We start from the raw sequence: 14,785 nt of genomic DNA, 5'->3' as shown, positions 1-14,785 counted from the left end.
GGGGGACGGGACGGGGTGGCCCGGCGGTCGTGGTAGTTTCGTTCTACGGGAGCAGGCGATGTATGCTGCTCCGGTTGCCCGATGAGAATCGGGACATTCCCCCGGCTACGCCACTCGATTCTTCGATCCCGGCATGCCGGGATCCACTGTAAGTGCATCTGAAGTCTTTGGAGTGACCCGTGGCTGCCAACTGCGACGTCTGCGGCAAGGGGCCGGGCTTCGGCAACAACATTTCGCACTCGCACCGCCGTACGTCCCGTCGCTGGAATCCCAACATCCAGCGCGTGCGTGCAGTGGTCGGTCGGACGCCGAAGCGGCTCAACGTCTGCACCTCGTGCATCAAGGCCGGCAAGGTCTCGCGCTGACGTATGCCAAGCGCGGCCACCTAGCTGGTTGCTTGAGAACCGGTCCACCCTCGTGGTGGACCGGTTCTTTTTTGTTCCCGTACGCCCCTGGCGGGGCGGCCGCCGTCAGACCGCGGGGCTGTTCCTGAGCCGCCAGCCGTGGTCGACCGGCCCGATCCCGGCCCCGAGCGCGAATCCGGCGGCGATGGCCTCGGTCACGTACTCCTTCGCCGCCGCCACGGCCTGCGGTACGTCGAGACCCTTGGCGAGCCCCGAGGCGATCGCGGAGGCCAGGGTGCAGCCGGTGCCGTGGGTGTGCCGGTTGTCGTGCCGGGGGGCGCGGAGCCAGTGCTCCTCGGCGCCGTCCGTGAGCAGGTCGACCGCGTCGCCCGGCAGATGGCCGCCCTTGACGAGGACCCAGCGCGGACCGAATTCGAGGAGCGCGCCGGCCGCCCGCCGCAGTCCGTCCTCGGACTCCACGCGTACGCCGGTGAGCTGGGCCACCTCGTCGAGGTTGGGGGTGGCGACGGTCGCCGTGGGCAGCAGCTTCGTCCGTACGGATTCCAGCGCGGACGTGGCGAGCAGCGGGTCGCCGTGCTTGGAGACGCCCACGGGGTCGACGACCACCGGGGCGTCGGTGCCGGCGAGCAGTTCCGCGACCGTCTCGACGAGTTCGGCGGAGGACAGCATCCCGGTCTTGACGGCCTGTACGCCGATGTCGTCGACGACGCTGCGGTACTGGGCCCGTACGGCCTCCACCGGCAGGTCCCAGGCGCCTTGCACGCCCAGCGAGTTCTGCGCCGTCACGGCGGTCAGCACGCTCATGCCGTGCACGCCGAGCGCCAGCATCGTCTTGAGGTCGGCCTGGATGCCGGCACCGCCGCCGGAGTCGGATCCGGCGACGGTGAGGACGCAGGGAAGTATTCGCATACGGGCGAATCTAGTACGCCCCGGGCCCGGGCCGGGTCTACGGTCCGGTCTCGATGTCGCCGAAGTGGTCCCAGCCGCCCTTGCTCGTCCAGGGCGCCCCGTCGACCGTCACCTGCGGCAGCGCCGACGGGTTGAGGACCTCGCCGATGATCTTCCAGCGGGCGGGCAGCTTGGTGTCCGGCGGGAACGTCGCCACGATCGCGTGGTCCTCTCCCCCGGTCAGCACCCACTGGAGGGGGTCCACGCCGACCGCCTGGCCGATGTCGGACATCTGGGTGGGGATGTCGATGAGCCCGGACCGCAGGTCGATGCGCACCTTGCTGGCCTCCGCGATGTGACCGAGGTCGGCGACGAGCCCGTCGCTGACGTCCGTCATGGCGGTGGCGCCGAGTCCGGCGGCCGCGGGGCCCGCGTGGTACGGCGGTTCGGGGCGCCGGTGCGCCTCGACGAAGGCGCGCGGTGAGCGGAAGCCGCGCGAGAGGACGGCGAGGCCCGCAGCGGACCAGCCGAGCCAGCCGGTGACGGCGACGACGTCGCCGGGCCGGGCGCCCGAGCGCGTCACCGGTTCGTGGTTGCGCAGGTCGCCGAGGGCGGTGATCGCCACCGTGATGGTCTCGCCGCGTACGACGTCACCGCCGACGACGGCGGCGCCCGCGACCGCGCATTCGTCCCTGATGCCGTCCATCAGCTCCGTCGGCCAGCTCACGGGGAGTTCGGCGGGGACGACGAGGCCCAGGAGCAGCGCGGTCGGCACGGCCCCCATGGCGGCGATGTCGGCCAGATTCTGCGCCGCGGCCTTGCGGCCCACGTCGTACGCCGTCGACCAGTCGCGCCGGAAGTGACGCCCCTCGAGCAGGATGTCCGTACTCGCCACGACCCGCCGGTCGGGTGCGGCCACGACGGCGGCGTCGTCGCCGGGCCCCAGCCGAACCGCCGGGGTGGAGGTGAGCCGGGAGGTGAGCTCTCGGATGAGCCCGAACTCCCCCAGTTCGCCCACAGTGCCCTTCATGGATGTGCCCCTTCTGCCCCAGTGCGCTTGCGGTCGCGAGCCATCACTGCTGTAGGTACCGTCAACACATACGTCAACTTCTGGTCTTCGTACGCCACGCTCCGTGCGCCGACGGCCGCGCAGGTCTCCCCGCTGCCCGCGACGACGCGATACGGTGGCGTCTCTTTATCTCCCACATGATCCTCGTGGCCGCCCTGGAGGTTCCGTGGTACAGGCGTACATCCTCATCCAGACCGAGGTGGGCAAGGCGTCGTCCGTCGCCGAGACCATCGGCAAGATTCAGGGAGTGATCCAGGCCGAGGACGTGACCGGACCCTATGACGTGATCGTGCGCGCGCAGGCCGACACCGTCGACGATCTCGGCCGGCTGGTGGTCGCCAAGGTCCAGCAGGTGGACGGCATCACCCGCACTCTGACCTGCCCGGTCGTGCACATCTAGCCCCCGTCTACTCTTGGCCGGTGACTTTCTCTTCCCGCCGGCTTCTGTCGTACCCGCCGGTGCCGGCGCTCTCGTGCGCCGCCCTGCTCCTCGCTGTCGCCGGCTGCTCCCTCACGGACGACGCCGTGGCGGTCCCGGTTCCCACCCCCTCCGCGGAGGAGGCCGAGGTGTGCCGGGCGCTCCACGGTGAGCTGCCGGAGACGGTCGACGGGCAGCAGCGGCGCACCGCCGAACCGGAGTCGGACCTCACCGCCGTATGGGGAGATCCGGCGATCGTACTGCGCTGCGGCGTCCCGCGACCCGAGAAGATGAGCGACGCCGCGTCGGAGGGCGTGGAGGCGGACGGCGTCAACTGGATGCTGGAGCGGCAGGAGGACGGCGGTCCGCGGTTCACCACGACCTACCGCGAGGTCTACGTCGAGGTGAGCCTCCCCGCGAAGTACGCCCACGACGTGACGCCGTTGGCGGCCTTCGCGGGGCCGGTGAAGAAGACGGTGCCGGACAGCCTGTAGGGCCGTCCGGCCCGGCGCCGCTAGCGCAGGCCGGTCGGGCGGCGCAGCGCGGCCTGGATCAGCCGGTCGACGAGCTCCGGGTAGGACACCCCGGTCTCCTGCCACATCCGCGGGTACATGGAGATCGGCGTGAAGCCCGGCATGGTGTTGATCTCGTTGATCACGAACTCCCCGCTGTCGAGCAGGAAGAAGTCCGCGCGCACCAGGCCCTCGCAGGACGCCGCGTCGAACGCGTCGACCGCGAGCCGCCGGACCTCGGCGGTCTGCTCGTCGGTCAGCGGCGCGGGCACCAGGCCGGCCGCCGAGTCGATGTACTTCGCCTCGAAGTCGTAGAAGTCGTGGGACGTGACCGGCGGGATCTCGGCCGGCACGCTCGCGCGCGGCCCGTCCTCGAACTCCAGCACGCCGCACTCGATCTCGCGGCCGCGCAGCAGCGACTCGACGAGGATCTTCGGATCGTGGCGGCGGGCCTCCTCGATCGCCTCGTCGAGGCCGGAGAGGTCGTCGACCTTGGTGATGCCCATGGAGGAGCCGCCGCGGGCGGGCTTCACGAACAGCGGCCAGCCGTGCTCGCCGGCGAAGTCGACGATCTTCTTGCGGGCGGCGGAGGGGTCGTTCTCCCACTCCCGGGGTCGGATGACCTCGTACGGGCCGACCGGCAGCCCGAAGGAGACGAACACCCGCTTCATGTACTCCTTGTCCTGGCCGACGGCCGAGGAGAGCACACCGGAGCCGACGTATGGGACGCCGGACAGCTCCAGGAGGCCCTGGAGGGTGCCGTCCTCGCCGTACGGGCCGTGCAGCATCGGGAAGACGACGTCGACCTCGCCCAGCGCCTTGGGCACCGAGCCCGGCTCGCTGAGGACGACTTCACGGTTGCCCGGGTCGACCGAGAGGACCACGCCGCCGTCCGTCGACTCGGCGAGGTTCTCGACGCTCGGCAGCGTCCGGTCGGCGATGGCCATCCGGTCGGGCTCGTCGGCGGTCAGCGCCCAGCGGCCGTCCGTCGTGATGCCGATGGGCAGGACGTCGTACTTCTCGCGGTCGATGGCCCGCAGTACGGCGCCGGCCGTGACGACCGAGATGGAGTGCTCGGAGCTGCGGCCGCCGAAGACGACGGCCACGCGCGGCTTGCGGGGCTCCTGTGCGGGGCTCTGGGGGAGGTTCTCGCTGCTCATATCGCGTTGAGGGTACCGTGCACATCCGGCGCCGGGGAGTGCGGGCGCGGGCGCGGCGCGCTGCCCGGCTCCCCCGGGGCCGTCAGCGGCGCTCGGGCTTGGCGCTGCGCGCCATCAGTTCCTTCAGGGCGACGATCGGCGGCTTCCCGTTGTGGACGATGTCGACGACCGTGTCCGTGATCGGCATGTCGACCCCGTGGCGGCGGGCCAGATCGGCCACCGACTCGCAGGATTTGACGCCCTCGGCGGTCTGCCGGGTGACCGCGATGGTCTCTTCGAGCGTCATCCCGCGGCCCAGGTTGGTGCCGAAGGTGTGGTTGCGCGAGAGCGGCGACGAGCAGGTGGCGACCAAGTCGCCCAGCCCGGCGAGCCCCGAGAAGGTGAGCGGGTCGGCGCCCATCGCCAGGCCGAGGCGGGTCGTTTCGGCGAGGCCGCGGGTGATGAGGGAGCCCTTGGCGTTGTCGCCGAGGCCCATGCCGTCCGCGATGCCGACGGCGAGGCCGATGACGTTCTTGACGGCGCCGCCCAGCTCGCAGCCGACGACGTCGGTGTTGGTGTACGGGCGGAAGTACGGGGTGTGGCAGACGGACTGGAGCCGGGTGGCCACCGACTCGTCGCTGCACGCCACGACGGCGGCGGCGGGCATCCGGGCCGCGATCTCCTTGGCGAGGTTGGGGCCCGTGACGACCGCGACCCGCTCGGCGGGCGCCTTCGCGACCTCCTCGATGACCTCGCTCATCCGCTTGGCGGTGCCCAGTTCGACGCCCTTCATGAGGGAGACGAGGACGGTGTCGGCGGGCAGCAGCGGGGCCCACGCCGCGAGGTTGCCGCGCAGTGTCTGCGAGGGGACGGCGAGCACCGTGAAGTCGGCGCCCTCGGCGGCCTCGGCGGGGTCGGTGGTGGCGCGCAGCCGGGCGGGCAGTTCGACGCCCGGGAAATAGTCGGGGTTCGTACGGCCGTTGTTGATGGCGTCGGCGACTTCGGCGCGGCGGCCCCAGAGGGTCACGTCGCAGCCCGCGTCGGCGAGCACCATGCCGAAGGCCGTGCCCCAGGAGCCTGTTCCGAATACGGCCGCCTTGACCGGCTGGCGTGTCACTTCGCGTTCTCTCCCTCGGCCTTGCGCCGCTGCTGCGCGCGGGCCATGCGGTGGTCGTACGGCTGGGCGGGCGCGGGCTCGCCGCGCAGGCCGGCGAGCTGCTCCGTGATGGCGGCCATGATGGCCTCGGTCGCCTCGCGCAGCACTTCGGGCGTCGGTTCCTTGTCGTAGAACCGGTCCAGGTCGACGGGCGGGCCCGCCTTCACCTGAAGCGTCTTGCGCGGGAAAAGCTGAAGCTTGTTCTCCTTGGCGTACGGCGGCATCGCCAAGTTGGCGCCCCACTGGGCCACCGGGATCACCGGCGCCTTCGTCATGAGGGCCACCCGCGCCGCCCCGGTCTTGCCGGCCATCGGCCACATGTCGGGGTCGCGGGTGAGCGTGCCCTCGGGGTAGAAGGCGACGCATTCGCCGCGTTCGATGGCGGCGACCGCCGCACGGAAGGCGTCGAGGGCGTTGGTGGTCTCGCGGTAGACCGGGATCTGGCCCGTGCCGCGCAGCATCATCCCCACGAACGGCGTCTTGAAGAGGCCCGCCTTGGCCAGCAGGCGCGGAACACGGCCCGTGTTGTACTGGAAGTGCCCGTAGGAGAGCGGGTCCAGATACGAGTTGTGATTGACCGCGGTGATGAATCCGCCCTCGGCCGGAATGTGCTCCATTCCGTGCCAGTCCCGCTTGAACAGAACCACCAGCGGCGGTTTAGCGATGACCGCCGCCAGGCGGTACCAGAAGCCGATTCTGCGGCGGGACACTCGGACACCTTCCTCTAGGACCGGGCTGCTGTACACATGTGCCTGGTCAGCCGCACAAGTGTCGCGCCAGGTCCCCTGTCTGTCGAGAACACCGTACGCCCCGGCAGCGCCCCCGGAGCCCCTGCCCGCCGTACCGGCAGGCCACAATGGGGCCCCACGCGCACTGGACGGAGGGCTGGCCACTGAACACGCTCCGGACCGCTCCGTGGTCCTTGGTCGTCCCTCTGAAGCCCCTGTTGCTGGCCAAGAGCAGGCTCGCTCCGTCGGCGGGCGACGCGTTGCGCCGCAGGCTGGCCCTGGCCTTCGCGGAGGACACCGTGGCCGCCGCGCTGGCCTGTGCGGCCGTACGGGATGTGGTGGTCGTCACGGACGACGGCCCGGCGGGCGCCGCGCTCGCCGCGCTGGGGGCGCGCATCGCCCCGGACACCCCGGCCGCCGGTCTCAACGCCGCTCTGGCGCACGGTGCCCGCACGGTGCGCGCGCTGCGGCCCGGGGCGCCGGTCGCGGCGCTGAACGCGGATCTGCCCGCACTGCGGCCGACGGAATTGCTGCAGGTGCTCGATTACGCGGCCGAATTTCCGCGCGCATTTCTCGCCGACGCCACCGGAATCGGTACGACGCTGCTTTCCGCGGCGCCGGGGGTGGAATTGGCGCCGTTCTTCGGCGGCCCATCACGTGCCCGGCATTCGGCCGCGGGCGCCCGGGAAATACCTCTGACCGGAGTGGATTCCGTACGCCGGGACGTGGACACCGGCGACGACCTGCGGGCGGCTCTGGCGCTCGGCGTGGGTCCGCGCACGGCCCGGCTGAGCACGGCGGTCACCGGCAGATACGCTGCGGTCATGCAGGCGACCGCGTACACGTACGACTCCGAGACCCGCAGCGGCAGTGTGCTGCTCGACGACGGCACCCCGGTGGACTTCGACGCCACGGCGTTCGACGCGGGCGGCCTGCGGCTGCTGCGGCCCGGGCAGCGGGTGCGCGTCGAGGGCGAGGGCGAGGGCGCGGACCTGCGCATCACTCTGGTGACGCTGCAGACCTTCTGACCTGCGACGCCGCGGCCCTGCCCGTCGGAGGCCGGACCCCGTGCGAGGCCGCGCCTTTGTCGACCGGGCCACCGCCTCGGCTCCGGGCGCGCGTCAGGGGCCGGCGCCGTACGCCTGCGGGCACACCGCGGGCCGGGCTCCCCGGAGGGAGCCCGGCCCGGCGCGTGAGTCCTTGGTACCGCTCCTACTTCCCGGCGGCGGTCTTCTTCGCGGTGGTCTTGCGGGCCGTGGCCTTCTTGGCGGGGGCCTTCTTCGCCGTGGCCTTCTTGGCCGGCGCGGTCTTCTTGGCGGTGGTCTTCTTGGCGGCGGGCGTGGCCTTCTTGGCGGCGCCCGTGGTCTTCTTCGCCGTCGCCGAGGTCTTCTTGGCCGTCGCGGTGGTCTTCTTGGCGGCGCCCGTGGTCTTCTTCGCCGGGGTCGCCTTCTTCGCCGTGGCGGTGGTCTTCTTGGCCGGCGTGGCCTTCTTCGCCGGGGTCGTCTTCTTGGCGGCGGCCCGCTTGGTGGCGGCCTTCTTGGCGGCCGACTTGGCAATGGTGGGGGCCGGGCCGGAGAGGCTGCCCTTGGGCGCCTTCTTGACGGCGACCTCGCCACCCTTGGGGAGCTTCTTCGAGCCGCTGACCAGGTCCTTGAAGCCCTGACCGGCACGGAAGCGCGGAACAGAGGTCTTCTTGACCCGTACCCGCTCGCCCGTCTGCGGGTTGCGGGCGTAACGGGCCGGACGGTCGACCTTCTCGAACGATCCGAAGCCGGTGACCGACACACGGTCGCCGCCGACCACCGCACGGACGATCGCGTCGAGTACCGCGTCGACCGCGTCCGCGGCCTGCTGACGGCCGCCGACCTTGTCTGCAATCGCTTCTACGAGCTGCGCCTTGTTCACGTCTTCCCCTTCGGAGACATTGCCAGAACGAATGCGTTCAAGCTTTTTCGCACGTTAGGCAGATATATACCGCAAATCAAACACGAAACGGGCTAATCACCCTAGTGCCGCAACGAAGTAGACCGGCGGGAGTTCCACAGGTCTCAGTCGCCTTCGGGGAATCGACCCTCGTCGAGGTCCTTCATCAACCTGTCCAGGCGCCTTGCCGCATCGGCGAGATCGTGTTTCGCCGCGGCCGTGATGACCAGCAGCTTCCGGCTCAGCGCCATCCGTACGCCCTCCGGGACTTGCAGTGCGCGCACCCTTGTGTGTGCTTCTTTCAACCGGGCCGCGACCGCCGCATAGAGCTCGAGTTGGCTGTCGCGTTCCATGCACCGATTGTGCCATCTGGGGCGAGTTGTCGCCTCCGGCGGGGGCAACTAGTGGCGTCCGGACGGCCAAAAGGAGCCCTGGACACCTGCGGTGCGAACGTCATGTCCCTCGCTTACCACGGCAGTTGGAGCCCAAACACGACGTTGCCCCCCGCCGCGGACGGCAGGGGGCAACGGAGTGACGGAAGAGCGTCAGAGCTGCACGGTACTGGGCTTGTAGGAGGGCCTCGACGCCTCGTACGCGGCGATGGACGGCTCGTTCTGGAGGGTGATGCTGATGTCGTCCAGACCGTTCAGCAACCGCCAGCGGGCGTTCTCGTCAAGCTCAAAATCAGCCGTAATGCTTCCGGCACGGACTTGACGGTCCTCGAGGTCCACGGTGATCTCCGCCGCGGGGTCGGCCTCGACCAGGTCCCAGAGCGCGTCCACGGTCTTCTGGTCCAGTACGACGGTCAGCAGGCCGTTCTTGAGCGAGTTGCCGCGGAAGATGTCCGCGAACCGCGAGGAGATGACGGCCTTGAAGCCGTAGTTCTGCAGGGCCCACACGGCGTGCTCACGGGAGGAGCCGGTACCGAAGTCCGGGCCCGCGACCAGGACCGTCGCGCCCTTGCGCTCCGGACGGTTGAGCACGAACTCGGGGTCCTTGCGCCACGCCTCGAAGAGCCCGTCCTCGAATCCGTCGCGGGTGACCTTCTTCAGCCAGTGGGCGGGGATGATCTGGTCGGTGTCGACGTTGCTGCGGCGCAGCGGGACGGCCCGGCCGGTGTGTGCGGTGAAAGCTTCCATGGCCACGGTGATCAGGCCTCCACGAGCGTCGGTACGTCGGACAGGTCCACGGGCGCGGCCAGGTGGCCCAGCACCGCGGTGGCGGCGGCGACCTGCGGCGACACCAGGTGGGTGCGGCCGCCCTTGCCCTGCCTGCCCTCGAAGTTGCGGTTGGAGGTGGACGCGGAGCGCTCACCGGGCGCCAGCTGGTCCGGGTTCATGCCCAGACACATCGAGCAGCCCGCGTGCCGCCATTCGGCCCCGGCGGCGGTGAACACCTTGTCCAGGCCCTCTTCGATGGCCTGGAGCGCCACCCGGACGGAACCGGGGACGATCAGCATCCGTACGCCGTCGGCGACTTTGCGGCCGTCCATCAGCGCGGCGGCGGCCCGCAGGTCCTCGATGCGCCCATTGGTGCACGAACCTACGAAGACGGTGTCCACCTTGATCTCGCGCAGCGGCTGGCCGGCGGTCAACCCCATGTACTCCAGCGCCTTTTCGGCCGCGAAGCGCTCCGAAGCGTCCTCGTACGAAGCAGGGTCGGGGACGTTGGCCGACAGCGGCGCGCCCTGGCCCGGGTTGGTGCCCCAGGTGACGAACGGCGCCAATGCGGCGGCGTCGATGACGACCTCCGCGTCGAAGACGGCGTCGTCGTCGGAGCGCAGCGTCTTCCAGTAGGCGACGGCGGCGTCCCAGTCCTCCCCCTGGGGCGCGTGCGCGCGGCCCTGGAGGTAGTCGAACGTGGTGCTGTCAGGGGCGATCATGCCCGCGCGCGCCCCGGCCTCGATCGACATGTTGCAGATGGTCATCCGGGCCTCCATCGAGAGCTTCTCGATGGCGGAACCGCGGTATTCGAGCACGTAGCCCTGACCGCCGCCGGTGCCGATCTTCGCGATGATCGCCAGGATGAGGTCCTTGGCGGTTACGTCGGCGGGCAGTTCGCCCTCCACCGTGATGGCCATGGTCTTCGGCGGGGCCATCGGCAGGGTCTGGGTCGCCAGCACGTGCTCCACCTGCGACGTACCGATGCCGAAGGCCAGCGCGCCGAACGCGCCGTGCGTGGAGGTGTGGCTGTCGCCGCAGACCACGGTGGTACCCGGCTGGGTCAGGCCCAGCTGCGGTCCCACCACATGGACGACGCCCTGCTCGACGTCGCCGAGGGGGTGCAGACGTACACCGAACTCCGCGCAGTTCTTCCGCAGCGTCTCCAGCTGGACCCGGGAGACCGGGTCCGCGATCGGCTTGTCGATGTCGAGCGTCGGGGTGTTGTGATCCTCGGTGGCGATGGTGAGGTCGAGCCGCCGCACCTGGCGGCCGCTCTTGCGGAGGCCGTCGAAGGCCTGCGGGCTGGTCACCTCGTGCAGCAGGTGCAGATCGATGAAGAGGAGGTCCGGCTCGCCCTCGGCGCGCCTGACGACATGGTCGTCCCAGACCTTCTCCACCAGTGTCCTACCCATCGCTTTCCCTTCGACCGGCGTCTTCGCCGGCCCATCTAGAGATCGGATCGCCCCCGCCGAGACCCCCGTCCGGGGCGGTGGCTGCTGAGCCGTTGTGCGGCCTCATCTACAGATTCGCAAGTTCGGGAGAAAATTGAACTTGCGTTTCACAGAGTGAGACGCGAGTATCGACGCATGGACAACTCTAGCGGCGTCGGCGTTCTCGACAAGGCAGCTCTGGTACTGAGCGCACTGGAGTCCGGTCCGGCCACCCTCGCCGGGCTGGTCGCGGCGACAGGGCTTGCACGACCCACGGCACATCGCCTTGCCGTGGCACTGGAACACCACCGGATGGTGGCGAGGGACATGCAGGGCCGGTTCATCCTCGGTCCGCGGCTGTCGGAACTGTCCGCCGCGGCGGGCGAGGACCGGCTGCTGGCCACGGCGGGGCCGGTGCTCACGCACCTGCGTGACGTCACCGGCGAGAGCGCGCAGCTCTACCGCCGGCAGGGCGACATGCGCATCTGCGTCGCGGCGGCGGAGCGGCTGTCCGGACTGCGGGACACCGTCCCGGTGGGCTCGACGCTCACCATGAAAGCGGGCTCGTCCGCCCAGATCCTGATGGCCTGGGAGGAGCCGGAGCGGCTGCACCGGGGCCTCCAGGGCGCCCGCTTCACGGCGACGGCGCTGTCCGGCGTACGCCGCCGGGGCTGGGCCCAGTCGATCGGCGAGCGGGAACCGGGCGTGGCGTCGGTCTCGGCGCCGGTGCGCGGGCCGTCCAACCGCGTGGTCGCGGCCGTCTCGGTATCCGGACCGATCGAGCGCCTGACCCGCCACCCGGGCCGGATGCACGCCCAGGCGGTCATCGACTCGGCCGCGCGCCTGTCGGAGGCCCTGCGCCGCTCCGGCGGCTGACGACGCCCGGAGCGTGGCCCTCAGGGGCCGCCCGGGGCGCCGCCTCGAACGCCGGAGGGGCCGGGTCGCCGGCCCTTCCGGCGTTTTCGCCGTCGGCCCGGAACCGCCGCCCCGGCCGGTCGAGTTGGGCGTGCGAGGGGTTCGCCGGGGACCGGCGGCCGGCCACCGGGTTCGTTCCGTGCGGACGCATGCGAGAAGGCCCCCCGCATGATGCGGAGGGCCTTCTCTGTACGTACCCCCGACCGGATTCGAACCGGCGCTACCGCCTTGAGAGGGCGGCGTGCTAGGCCGCTACACAACGGGGGCCTTGCAGATGTGCTCTGCGAGCTGGGCTACCAGGACTCGAACCTAGACTAAGGGAACCAGAAACCCTCGTGCTGCCAATTACACCATAGCCCAAAATGGTTTAGACCAATGCGGTTTCAACCCGTACCCCCGACCGGATTCGAACCGGCGCTACCGCCTTGAGAGGGCGGCGTGCTAGGCCGCTACACAACGGGGGCCCTAGCGATCCTCGCGTCAGCGCATCCGGGAGCGACCCGAAGGCGATGGAAAGAAAGGATCTGTACCCCCGACCGGATTCGAACCGGCGCTACCGCCTTGAGAGGGCGGCGTGCTAGGCCGCTACACAACGGGGGCCTTGCAGACACTGCATGTACTTCAACAGCTCCTGCGAGCTGGGCTACCAGGACTCGAACCTAGACTAACGGAACCAGAAACCGTCGTGCTGCCAATTACACCATAGCCCACCACAACACAACCCCCTGGTGGGGGTTTGTTTGGTTTGCGCTTCCCGGCCGGACCTTTCGGCCCTCTCGGGCGGCGCAGAAAGAACATTACCCGAAGGTGGACGGCGCTCCAAAACGGGTATCGCGCCGCAACAGCCCTGGTAGCTGCTCAAGGCCGGTGATCCGGATCAGCTCCGGACGGCCGCCGAGTCCGGCGCGGTCGAGCCAGATGCCGACGAGTCCCGCGTCGACGGCGCCCCGGGCGTCGATGTCGGGCTGGTCACCGACGTACGCGACCTCGCGCGGAGGCAGGCCGAGCGCGTCACAGGCGGCGTGGAACGCCTCGGCGGCGGGCTTGGAGCAGCCCAGCTCGGCGGCGCACAGCAGCACCTCGAAGCGGTCGCGCACGCCGAGGATCCGCAGCTTGCGGTCCTGATTGCGGACGCTGGAGTTGGACAGGACGGCGTGCCGGTAGTCGTGGGCGAGCACGTCCAGGACGGGGACGGTGTCGGGGAAGAGGGCCCAGGCGGACTCGTAGTGCCCGATGTAGCGGTCGAACCAGGCGTCGGCTTCGGCGTCGGTCAGCGACGGCGTGTCCAGGAACTCCCGGACCCGGTCCCGGCGCTGCTCCTCGAAGCTCGTCTCGCCCGTCCCGAAGCGCGCCCAGTGGCGCTCGGTCGCCCGCCGCCAGAGCTCCAGCGCGAGCTCGGCGGTCTCGTAACGCCCCAGCAGGCCCTCTGCCGCGAGGTGGGCCCGTATGCCGGCGGTGTCGGCCGCGGCGTAGTCGAAGAGGGTGTCGTCGACGTCCCAGAGGACAGCTCTGATCGGCATGCCTTCGAACGTACGCGACGTCCGTGCGGGATGAACTGGAATCCAGCATTCCTGGCGGAATCCTTAGTTCCAGTTGACGGGGTGGCTCTTCGTCCGCCTACACTCCGTCCGATACGAAGATGATCAAGCTCCTCGGAGGAATCCATGGCAGTAATTCGACGCACCCTCGCAGTTGCTCTTCCCGCCGCAGCCGCCATTGCTTTCAGTGTTTCGCCGGCCCAGGCCGGGGTTGGTATTTACTGCACCGGTGAGGCAAATTGCGGAAGCTTCTATTACAACTCCGGCCTCACCGGCTCACGCACCACCTTCACCGGAAGTGGCGGCATCAACGGCAGCATCAGCGACCTTGCGGGTTACAAGTTCCTGGACGCGGGAGCCGGCAAGGGCACGCCGGTCAAGAATGGCGCCGCCTCCTTCTACAACGGCAGCCCCACTCCTACCACGATCTTCTTCAACAGCAACGCCAACGGGCCCTGTGACACTGTCGCGCCCTACACCAACGCCCACCGCCTGGTGAACACGTACAACGAGAACGCCTCGTTCATGTTCGGCGCGTCCGGCTCGAACTGCTACAAGTTCAACTGACGGGCGACCGTTCCTTCTTTGCACGTCAGCCCCGCGTGGCGGCCACGGCCCACGCGGGGCTCCGCAGGGGAAGCATCCTGATGAGACGTTTGGTGACACCCGCGCTGACCCTGTTCGCCCTGGTCGGATGCACGGCTCAGGGACCGCAGGGGGACACCGGAGCACGGCCCGGGGCGAGCCGCGCCAAGGACTCCACCGCCGCCGAGCGGAACTACACCTACCGACTGCCCATCGCCGCCTACAGCTACACCGACGCCGAGTACGCGTCCATCGACGCGGCCGAGAACACGCTGGCCGGCGCATGCATGGCACGCTATTCGCTGACCTACCGTCCCCCCAGGCCGGCCCCCGCGAAGCCGGGCGCCGATCGCAGGTACGGCTTGTCCGAGGAGAAAAGCGCCACCCTTTTCGGCTACCGCCCCGATTCTTCCTACCGGGCGACGCATCAGACCTTGCAGCTCAGCAAGGACGAACGCACAGTGCTGTTCGGAAAGCGAGAGGGACCCGGGAAGTCGGCACCGCTCGAGTACCGAGGAAAAAAGGTGCCGGACAACGGATGCCTCGGGCAGGCCAAGGAAGATTTCGGCAAGACGTTCGCCTATCCGGAAGGCGCCGAGATGGCCAGCCGGATATCGTCGCAAAGCTACCGCGAATCCATGCTTCTACCCGAGGTGCAGGCCGCCTTCAAGAAGTGGTCGGCCTGCATGAAGAAAAGTGGATTCGCTTACGGATCGCCCGGCGAGCCTTTCAACGCGAAGAAATTCCGCGAAGGTCCCGTGACGGCGCAGGAGAAGGCGACCGCACGAGCCGACGTCGCCTGCAAGCGGAGCACCGATCTCCTGGACGTGTGGTTCACCGCGGAGTCGCGGGTCCAGAAGACGATGATCACCGAGCACACCGAGGCGCTGGACAGACTGCGCGATCTGCACAGCAAGAAGGTGGCGGCGGCCCGGAAGGTCGTTGCCGAGGGCTGA

At 69.6% G+C, this 14,785-nt stretch carries 16 protein-coding genes, 5 tRNA genes and 1 pseudogene; 7 read left to right on the top strand and 15 right to left on the bottom strand.

What is annotated here, in order from left to right:
* The first annotated feature begins 179 nt into the window (after positions 1-179).
* The gene (gene rpmB, locus E2E34_RS08335; RefSeq protein WP_003957616.1) at positions 180-365 is read left to right on the top strand and encodes a 50S ribosomal protein L28; all 186 of its coding nucleotides are present in this window, start codon (positions 180-182) and stop codon (positions 363-365) included.
* Between the two features lie 105 nt (positions 366-470).
* On the opposite strand, the gene thiD is transcribed toward rpmB, so the two are convergent.
* Positions 471-1,274: a bifunctional hydroxymethylpyrimidine kinase/phosphomethylpyrimidine kinase gene (gene thiD, locus E2E34_RS08330; protein WP_208765180.1), complete on the bottom strand. Its 804-nt coding sequence runs from the start codon at positions 1,272-1,274 to the stop codon at positions 471-473.
* A gap of 37 nt (positions 1,275-1,311) precedes the next feature.
* Entirely contained in the window at positions 1,312-2,283 is a 972-nt protein-coding gene (locus tag E2E34_RS08325) for a thiamine-phosphate kinase (RefSeq protein ID WP_138893995.1), read from the bottom strand.
* A 205-nt stretch (positions 2,284-2,488) separates the two neighbouring features.
* Between E2E34_RS08325 and E2E34_RS08320 the strand changes: the two genes are divergently transcribed.
* Positions 2,489-2,722 carry an Lrp/AsnC family transcriptional regulator gene (locus E2E34_RS08320; RefSeq protein WP_138901268.1) on the top strand — a complete coding sequence of 78 codons (234 nt, stop codon included), beginning with the start codon at positions 2,489-2,491 and terminating at the stop codon, positions 2,720-2,722.
* 20 nt (positions 2,723-2,742) lie between these two features.
* Positions 2,743-3,234, top strand: a complete 492-nt coding sequence (locus tag E2E34_RS08315) for a DUF3515 domain-containing protein (protein ID WP_138901267.1) — start codon at positions 2,743-2,745, stop codon at positions 3,232-3,234.
* 20 nt (positions 3,235-3,254) lie between these two features.
* Here E2E34_RS08315 and E2E34_RS08310 read toward each other — a convergent pair whose 3' ends face one another.
* From E2E34_RS08310 to E2E34_RS08300, 3 genes are all read right to left on the bottom strand, one after another.
* Positions 3,255-4,412, bottom strand: coding sequence for a D-alanine--D-alanine ligase family protein (locus E2E34_RS08310; RefSeq protein WP_138901266.1), 1,158 nt, complete (start codon positions 4,410-4,412; stop codon positions 3,255-3,257).
* Between the two features lie 82 nt (positions 4,413-4,494).
* Complete coding sequence (locus E2E34_RS08305) at positions 4,495-5,508, bottom strand: NAD(P)H-dependent glycerol-3-phosphate dehydrogenase (RefSeq protein ID WP_138901265.1); 1,014 nt, start codon at positions 5,506-5,508, stop codon at positions 4,495-4,497.
* Positions 5,505-6,257, bottom strand: coding sequence for a lysophospholipid acyltransferase family protein (locus E2E34_RS08300; RefSeq protein ID WP_138901264.1), 753 nt, complete (start codon positions 6,255-6,257; stop codon positions 5,505-5,507). The genes E2E34_RS08305 and E2E34_RS08300 overlap by 4 nt, the downstream gene beginning before the upstream one ends.
* Positions 6,258-6,403: 146 nt before the next feature.
* On the opposite strand from E2E34_RS08300, the pseudogene cofC reads away from it, so the two are divergent.
* Positions 6,404-7,078: pseudogene (cofC, locus tag E2E34_RS08295) on the top strand (2-phospho-L-lactate guanylyltransferase); the annotation flags it as partial.
* Between the two features lie 409 nt (positions 7,079-7,487).
* Here cofC and E2E34_RS08290 read toward each other — a convergent pair.
* The 4 genes from E2E34_RS08290 to leuC form a co-directional block, all read right to left on the bottom strand.
* Positions 7,488-8,180: an HU family DNA-binding protein gene (locus tag E2E34_RS08290; RefSeq protein WP_138901262.1), complete on the bottom strand. Its 693-nt coding sequence runs from the start codon at positions 8,178-8,180 to the stop codon at positions 7,488-7,490.
* 143 nt (positions 8,181-8,323) lie between these two features.
* Positions 8,324-8,551: an SCO5555 family protein gene (locus E2E34_RS08285; protein ID WP_138901261.1), complete on the bottom strand. Its 228-nt coding sequence runs from the start codon at positions 8,549-8,551 to the stop codon at positions 8,324-8,326.
* Between the two features lie 192 nt (positions 8,552-8,743).
* Entirely contained in the window at positions 8,744-9,337 is a 594-nt protein-coding gene (gene leuD / locus E2E34_RS08280; RefSeq protein ID WP_138901269.1) for a 3-isopropylmalate dehydratase small subunit, read from the bottom strand.
* Between the two features lie 11 nt (positions 9,338-9,348).
* On the bottom strand, positions 9,349-10,773 hold the full coding sequence (gene leuC / locus E2E34_RS08275; protein ID WP_138901260.1) for a 3-isopropylmalate dehydratase large subunit: 1,425 nt from the start codon (positions 10,771-10,773) through the stop codon (positions 9,349-9,351).
* Between the two features lie 174 nt (positions 10,774-10,947).
* Between leuC and ndgR the strand changes: the two genes are divergently transcribed.
* Positions 10,948-11,667 (top strand): IclR family transcriptional regulator NdgR, encoded by a 720-nt coding sequence (gene ndgR, locus E2E34_RS08270; RefSeq protein WP_028813744.1) that lies wholly within the window; start codon positions 10,948-10,950, stop codon positions 11,665-11,667.
* 233 nt (positions 11,668-11,900) lie between these two features.
* Here ndgR and E2E34_RS08265 read toward each other — a convergent pair.
* From E2E34_RS08265 to E2E34_RS08240, 6 genes are all read right to left on the bottom strand, one after another.
* Positions 11,901-11,973 (bottom strand) — tRNA-Glu (locus E2E34_RS08265).
* A gap of 21 nt (positions 11,974-11,994) precedes the next feature.
* Positions 11,995-12,066, bottom strand: a tRNA-Gln gene (locus E2E34_RS08260).
* A 31-nt stretch (positions 12,067-12,097) separates the two neighbouring features.
* Positions 12,098-12,170: transfer RNA gene (locus tag E2E34_RS08255), tRNA-Glu, on the bottom strand.
* A gap of 63 nt (positions 12,171-12,233) precedes the next feature.
* Positions 12,234-12,306, bottom strand: a tRNA-Glu gene (locus E2E34_RS08250).
* A 38-nt stretch (positions 12,307-12,344) separates the two neighbouring features.
* Positions 12,345-12,416: transfer RNA gene (locus E2E34_RS08245), tRNA-Gln, on the bottom strand.
* A gap of 87 nt (positions 12,417-12,503) precedes the next feature.
* Positions 12,504-13,226, bottom strand: coding sequence for an HAD family hydrolase (locus E2E34_RS08240; protein ID WP_138901259.1), 723 nt, complete (start codon positions 13,224-13,226; stop codon positions 12,504-12,506).
* A gap of 144 nt (positions 13,227-13,370) precedes the next feature.
* On the opposite strand from E2E34_RS08240, the gene E2E34_RS08235 reads away from it, so the two are divergent.
* Both E2E34_RS08235 and E2E34_RS08230 read left to right on the top strand, forming a co-directional pair.
* On the top strand, positions 13,371-13,811 hold the full coding sequence (locus E2E34_RS08235) for a hypothetical protein (protein WP_138901258.1): 441 nt from the start codon (positions 13,371-13,373) through the stop codon (positions 13,809-13,811).
* A 92-nt stretch (positions 13,812-13,903) separates the two neighbouring features.
* On the top strand, positions 13,904-14,785 hold the full coding sequence (locus E2E34_RS08230) for a hypothetical protein (protein WP_244315563.1): 882 nt from the start codon (positions 13,904-13,906) through the stop codon (positions 14,783-14,785).

The organism is Streptomyces albidochromogenes (assembly GCF_005981925.1).
GTDB classification, from domain to species: Bacteria; Actinomycetota; Actinomycetes; order Streptomycetales; family Streptomycetaceae; genus Streptomyces; species Streptomyces albidochromogenes.
Note: the sequence above shows the minus strand (reverse complement) of the source record. Positions and strands in the feature narration are given on the sequence as shown.

What these genes read in the sequence shown, in the direction of transcription:
- thiD (WP_208765180.1), bottom strand. Translation starts at nt 1,274, where the DNA reads ATGCGAATACTTCCCTGCGTCCTCACCGTCGCCGGATCCGACTCCGGC.
- E2E34_RS08325 (WP_138893995.1), bottom strand. Translation starts at nt 2,283, where the DNA reads ATGAAGGGCACTGTGGGCGAACTGGGGGAGTTCGGGCTCATCCGAGAG.
- E2E34_RS08310 (WP_138901266.1), bottom strand. Translation starts at nt 4,412, where the DNA reads ATGAGCAGCGAGAACCTCCCCCAGAGCCCCGCACAGGAGCCCCGCAAG.
- E2E34_RS08285 (WP_138901261.1), bottom strand. Translation starts at nt 8,551, where the DNA reads ATGGAACGCGACAGCCAACTCGAGCTCTATGCGGCGGTCGCGGCCCGG.
- leuD (WP_138901269.1), bottom strand. Translation starts at nt 9,337, where the DNA reads ATGGAAGCTTTCACCGCACACACCGGCCGGGCCGTCCCGCTGCGCCGC.
- leuC (WP_138901260.1), bottom strand. Translation starts at nt 10,773, where the DNA reads ATGGGTAGGACACTGGTGGAGAAGGTCTGGGACGACCATGTCGTCAGG.
- ndgR (WP_028813744.1), top strand. Translation starts at nt 10,948, where the DNA reads ATGGACAACTCTAGCGGCGTCGGCGTTCTCGACAAGGCAGCTCTGGTA.
- E2E34_RS08240 (WP_138901259.1), bottom strand. Translation starts at nt 13,226, where the DNA reads ATGCCGATCAGAGCTGTCCTCTGGGACGTCGACGACACCCTCTTCGAC.
- E2E34_RS08235 (WP_138901258.1), top strand. Translation starts at nt 13,371, where the DNA reads ATGGCAGTAATTCGACGCACCCTCGCAGTTGCTCTTCCCGCCGCAGCC.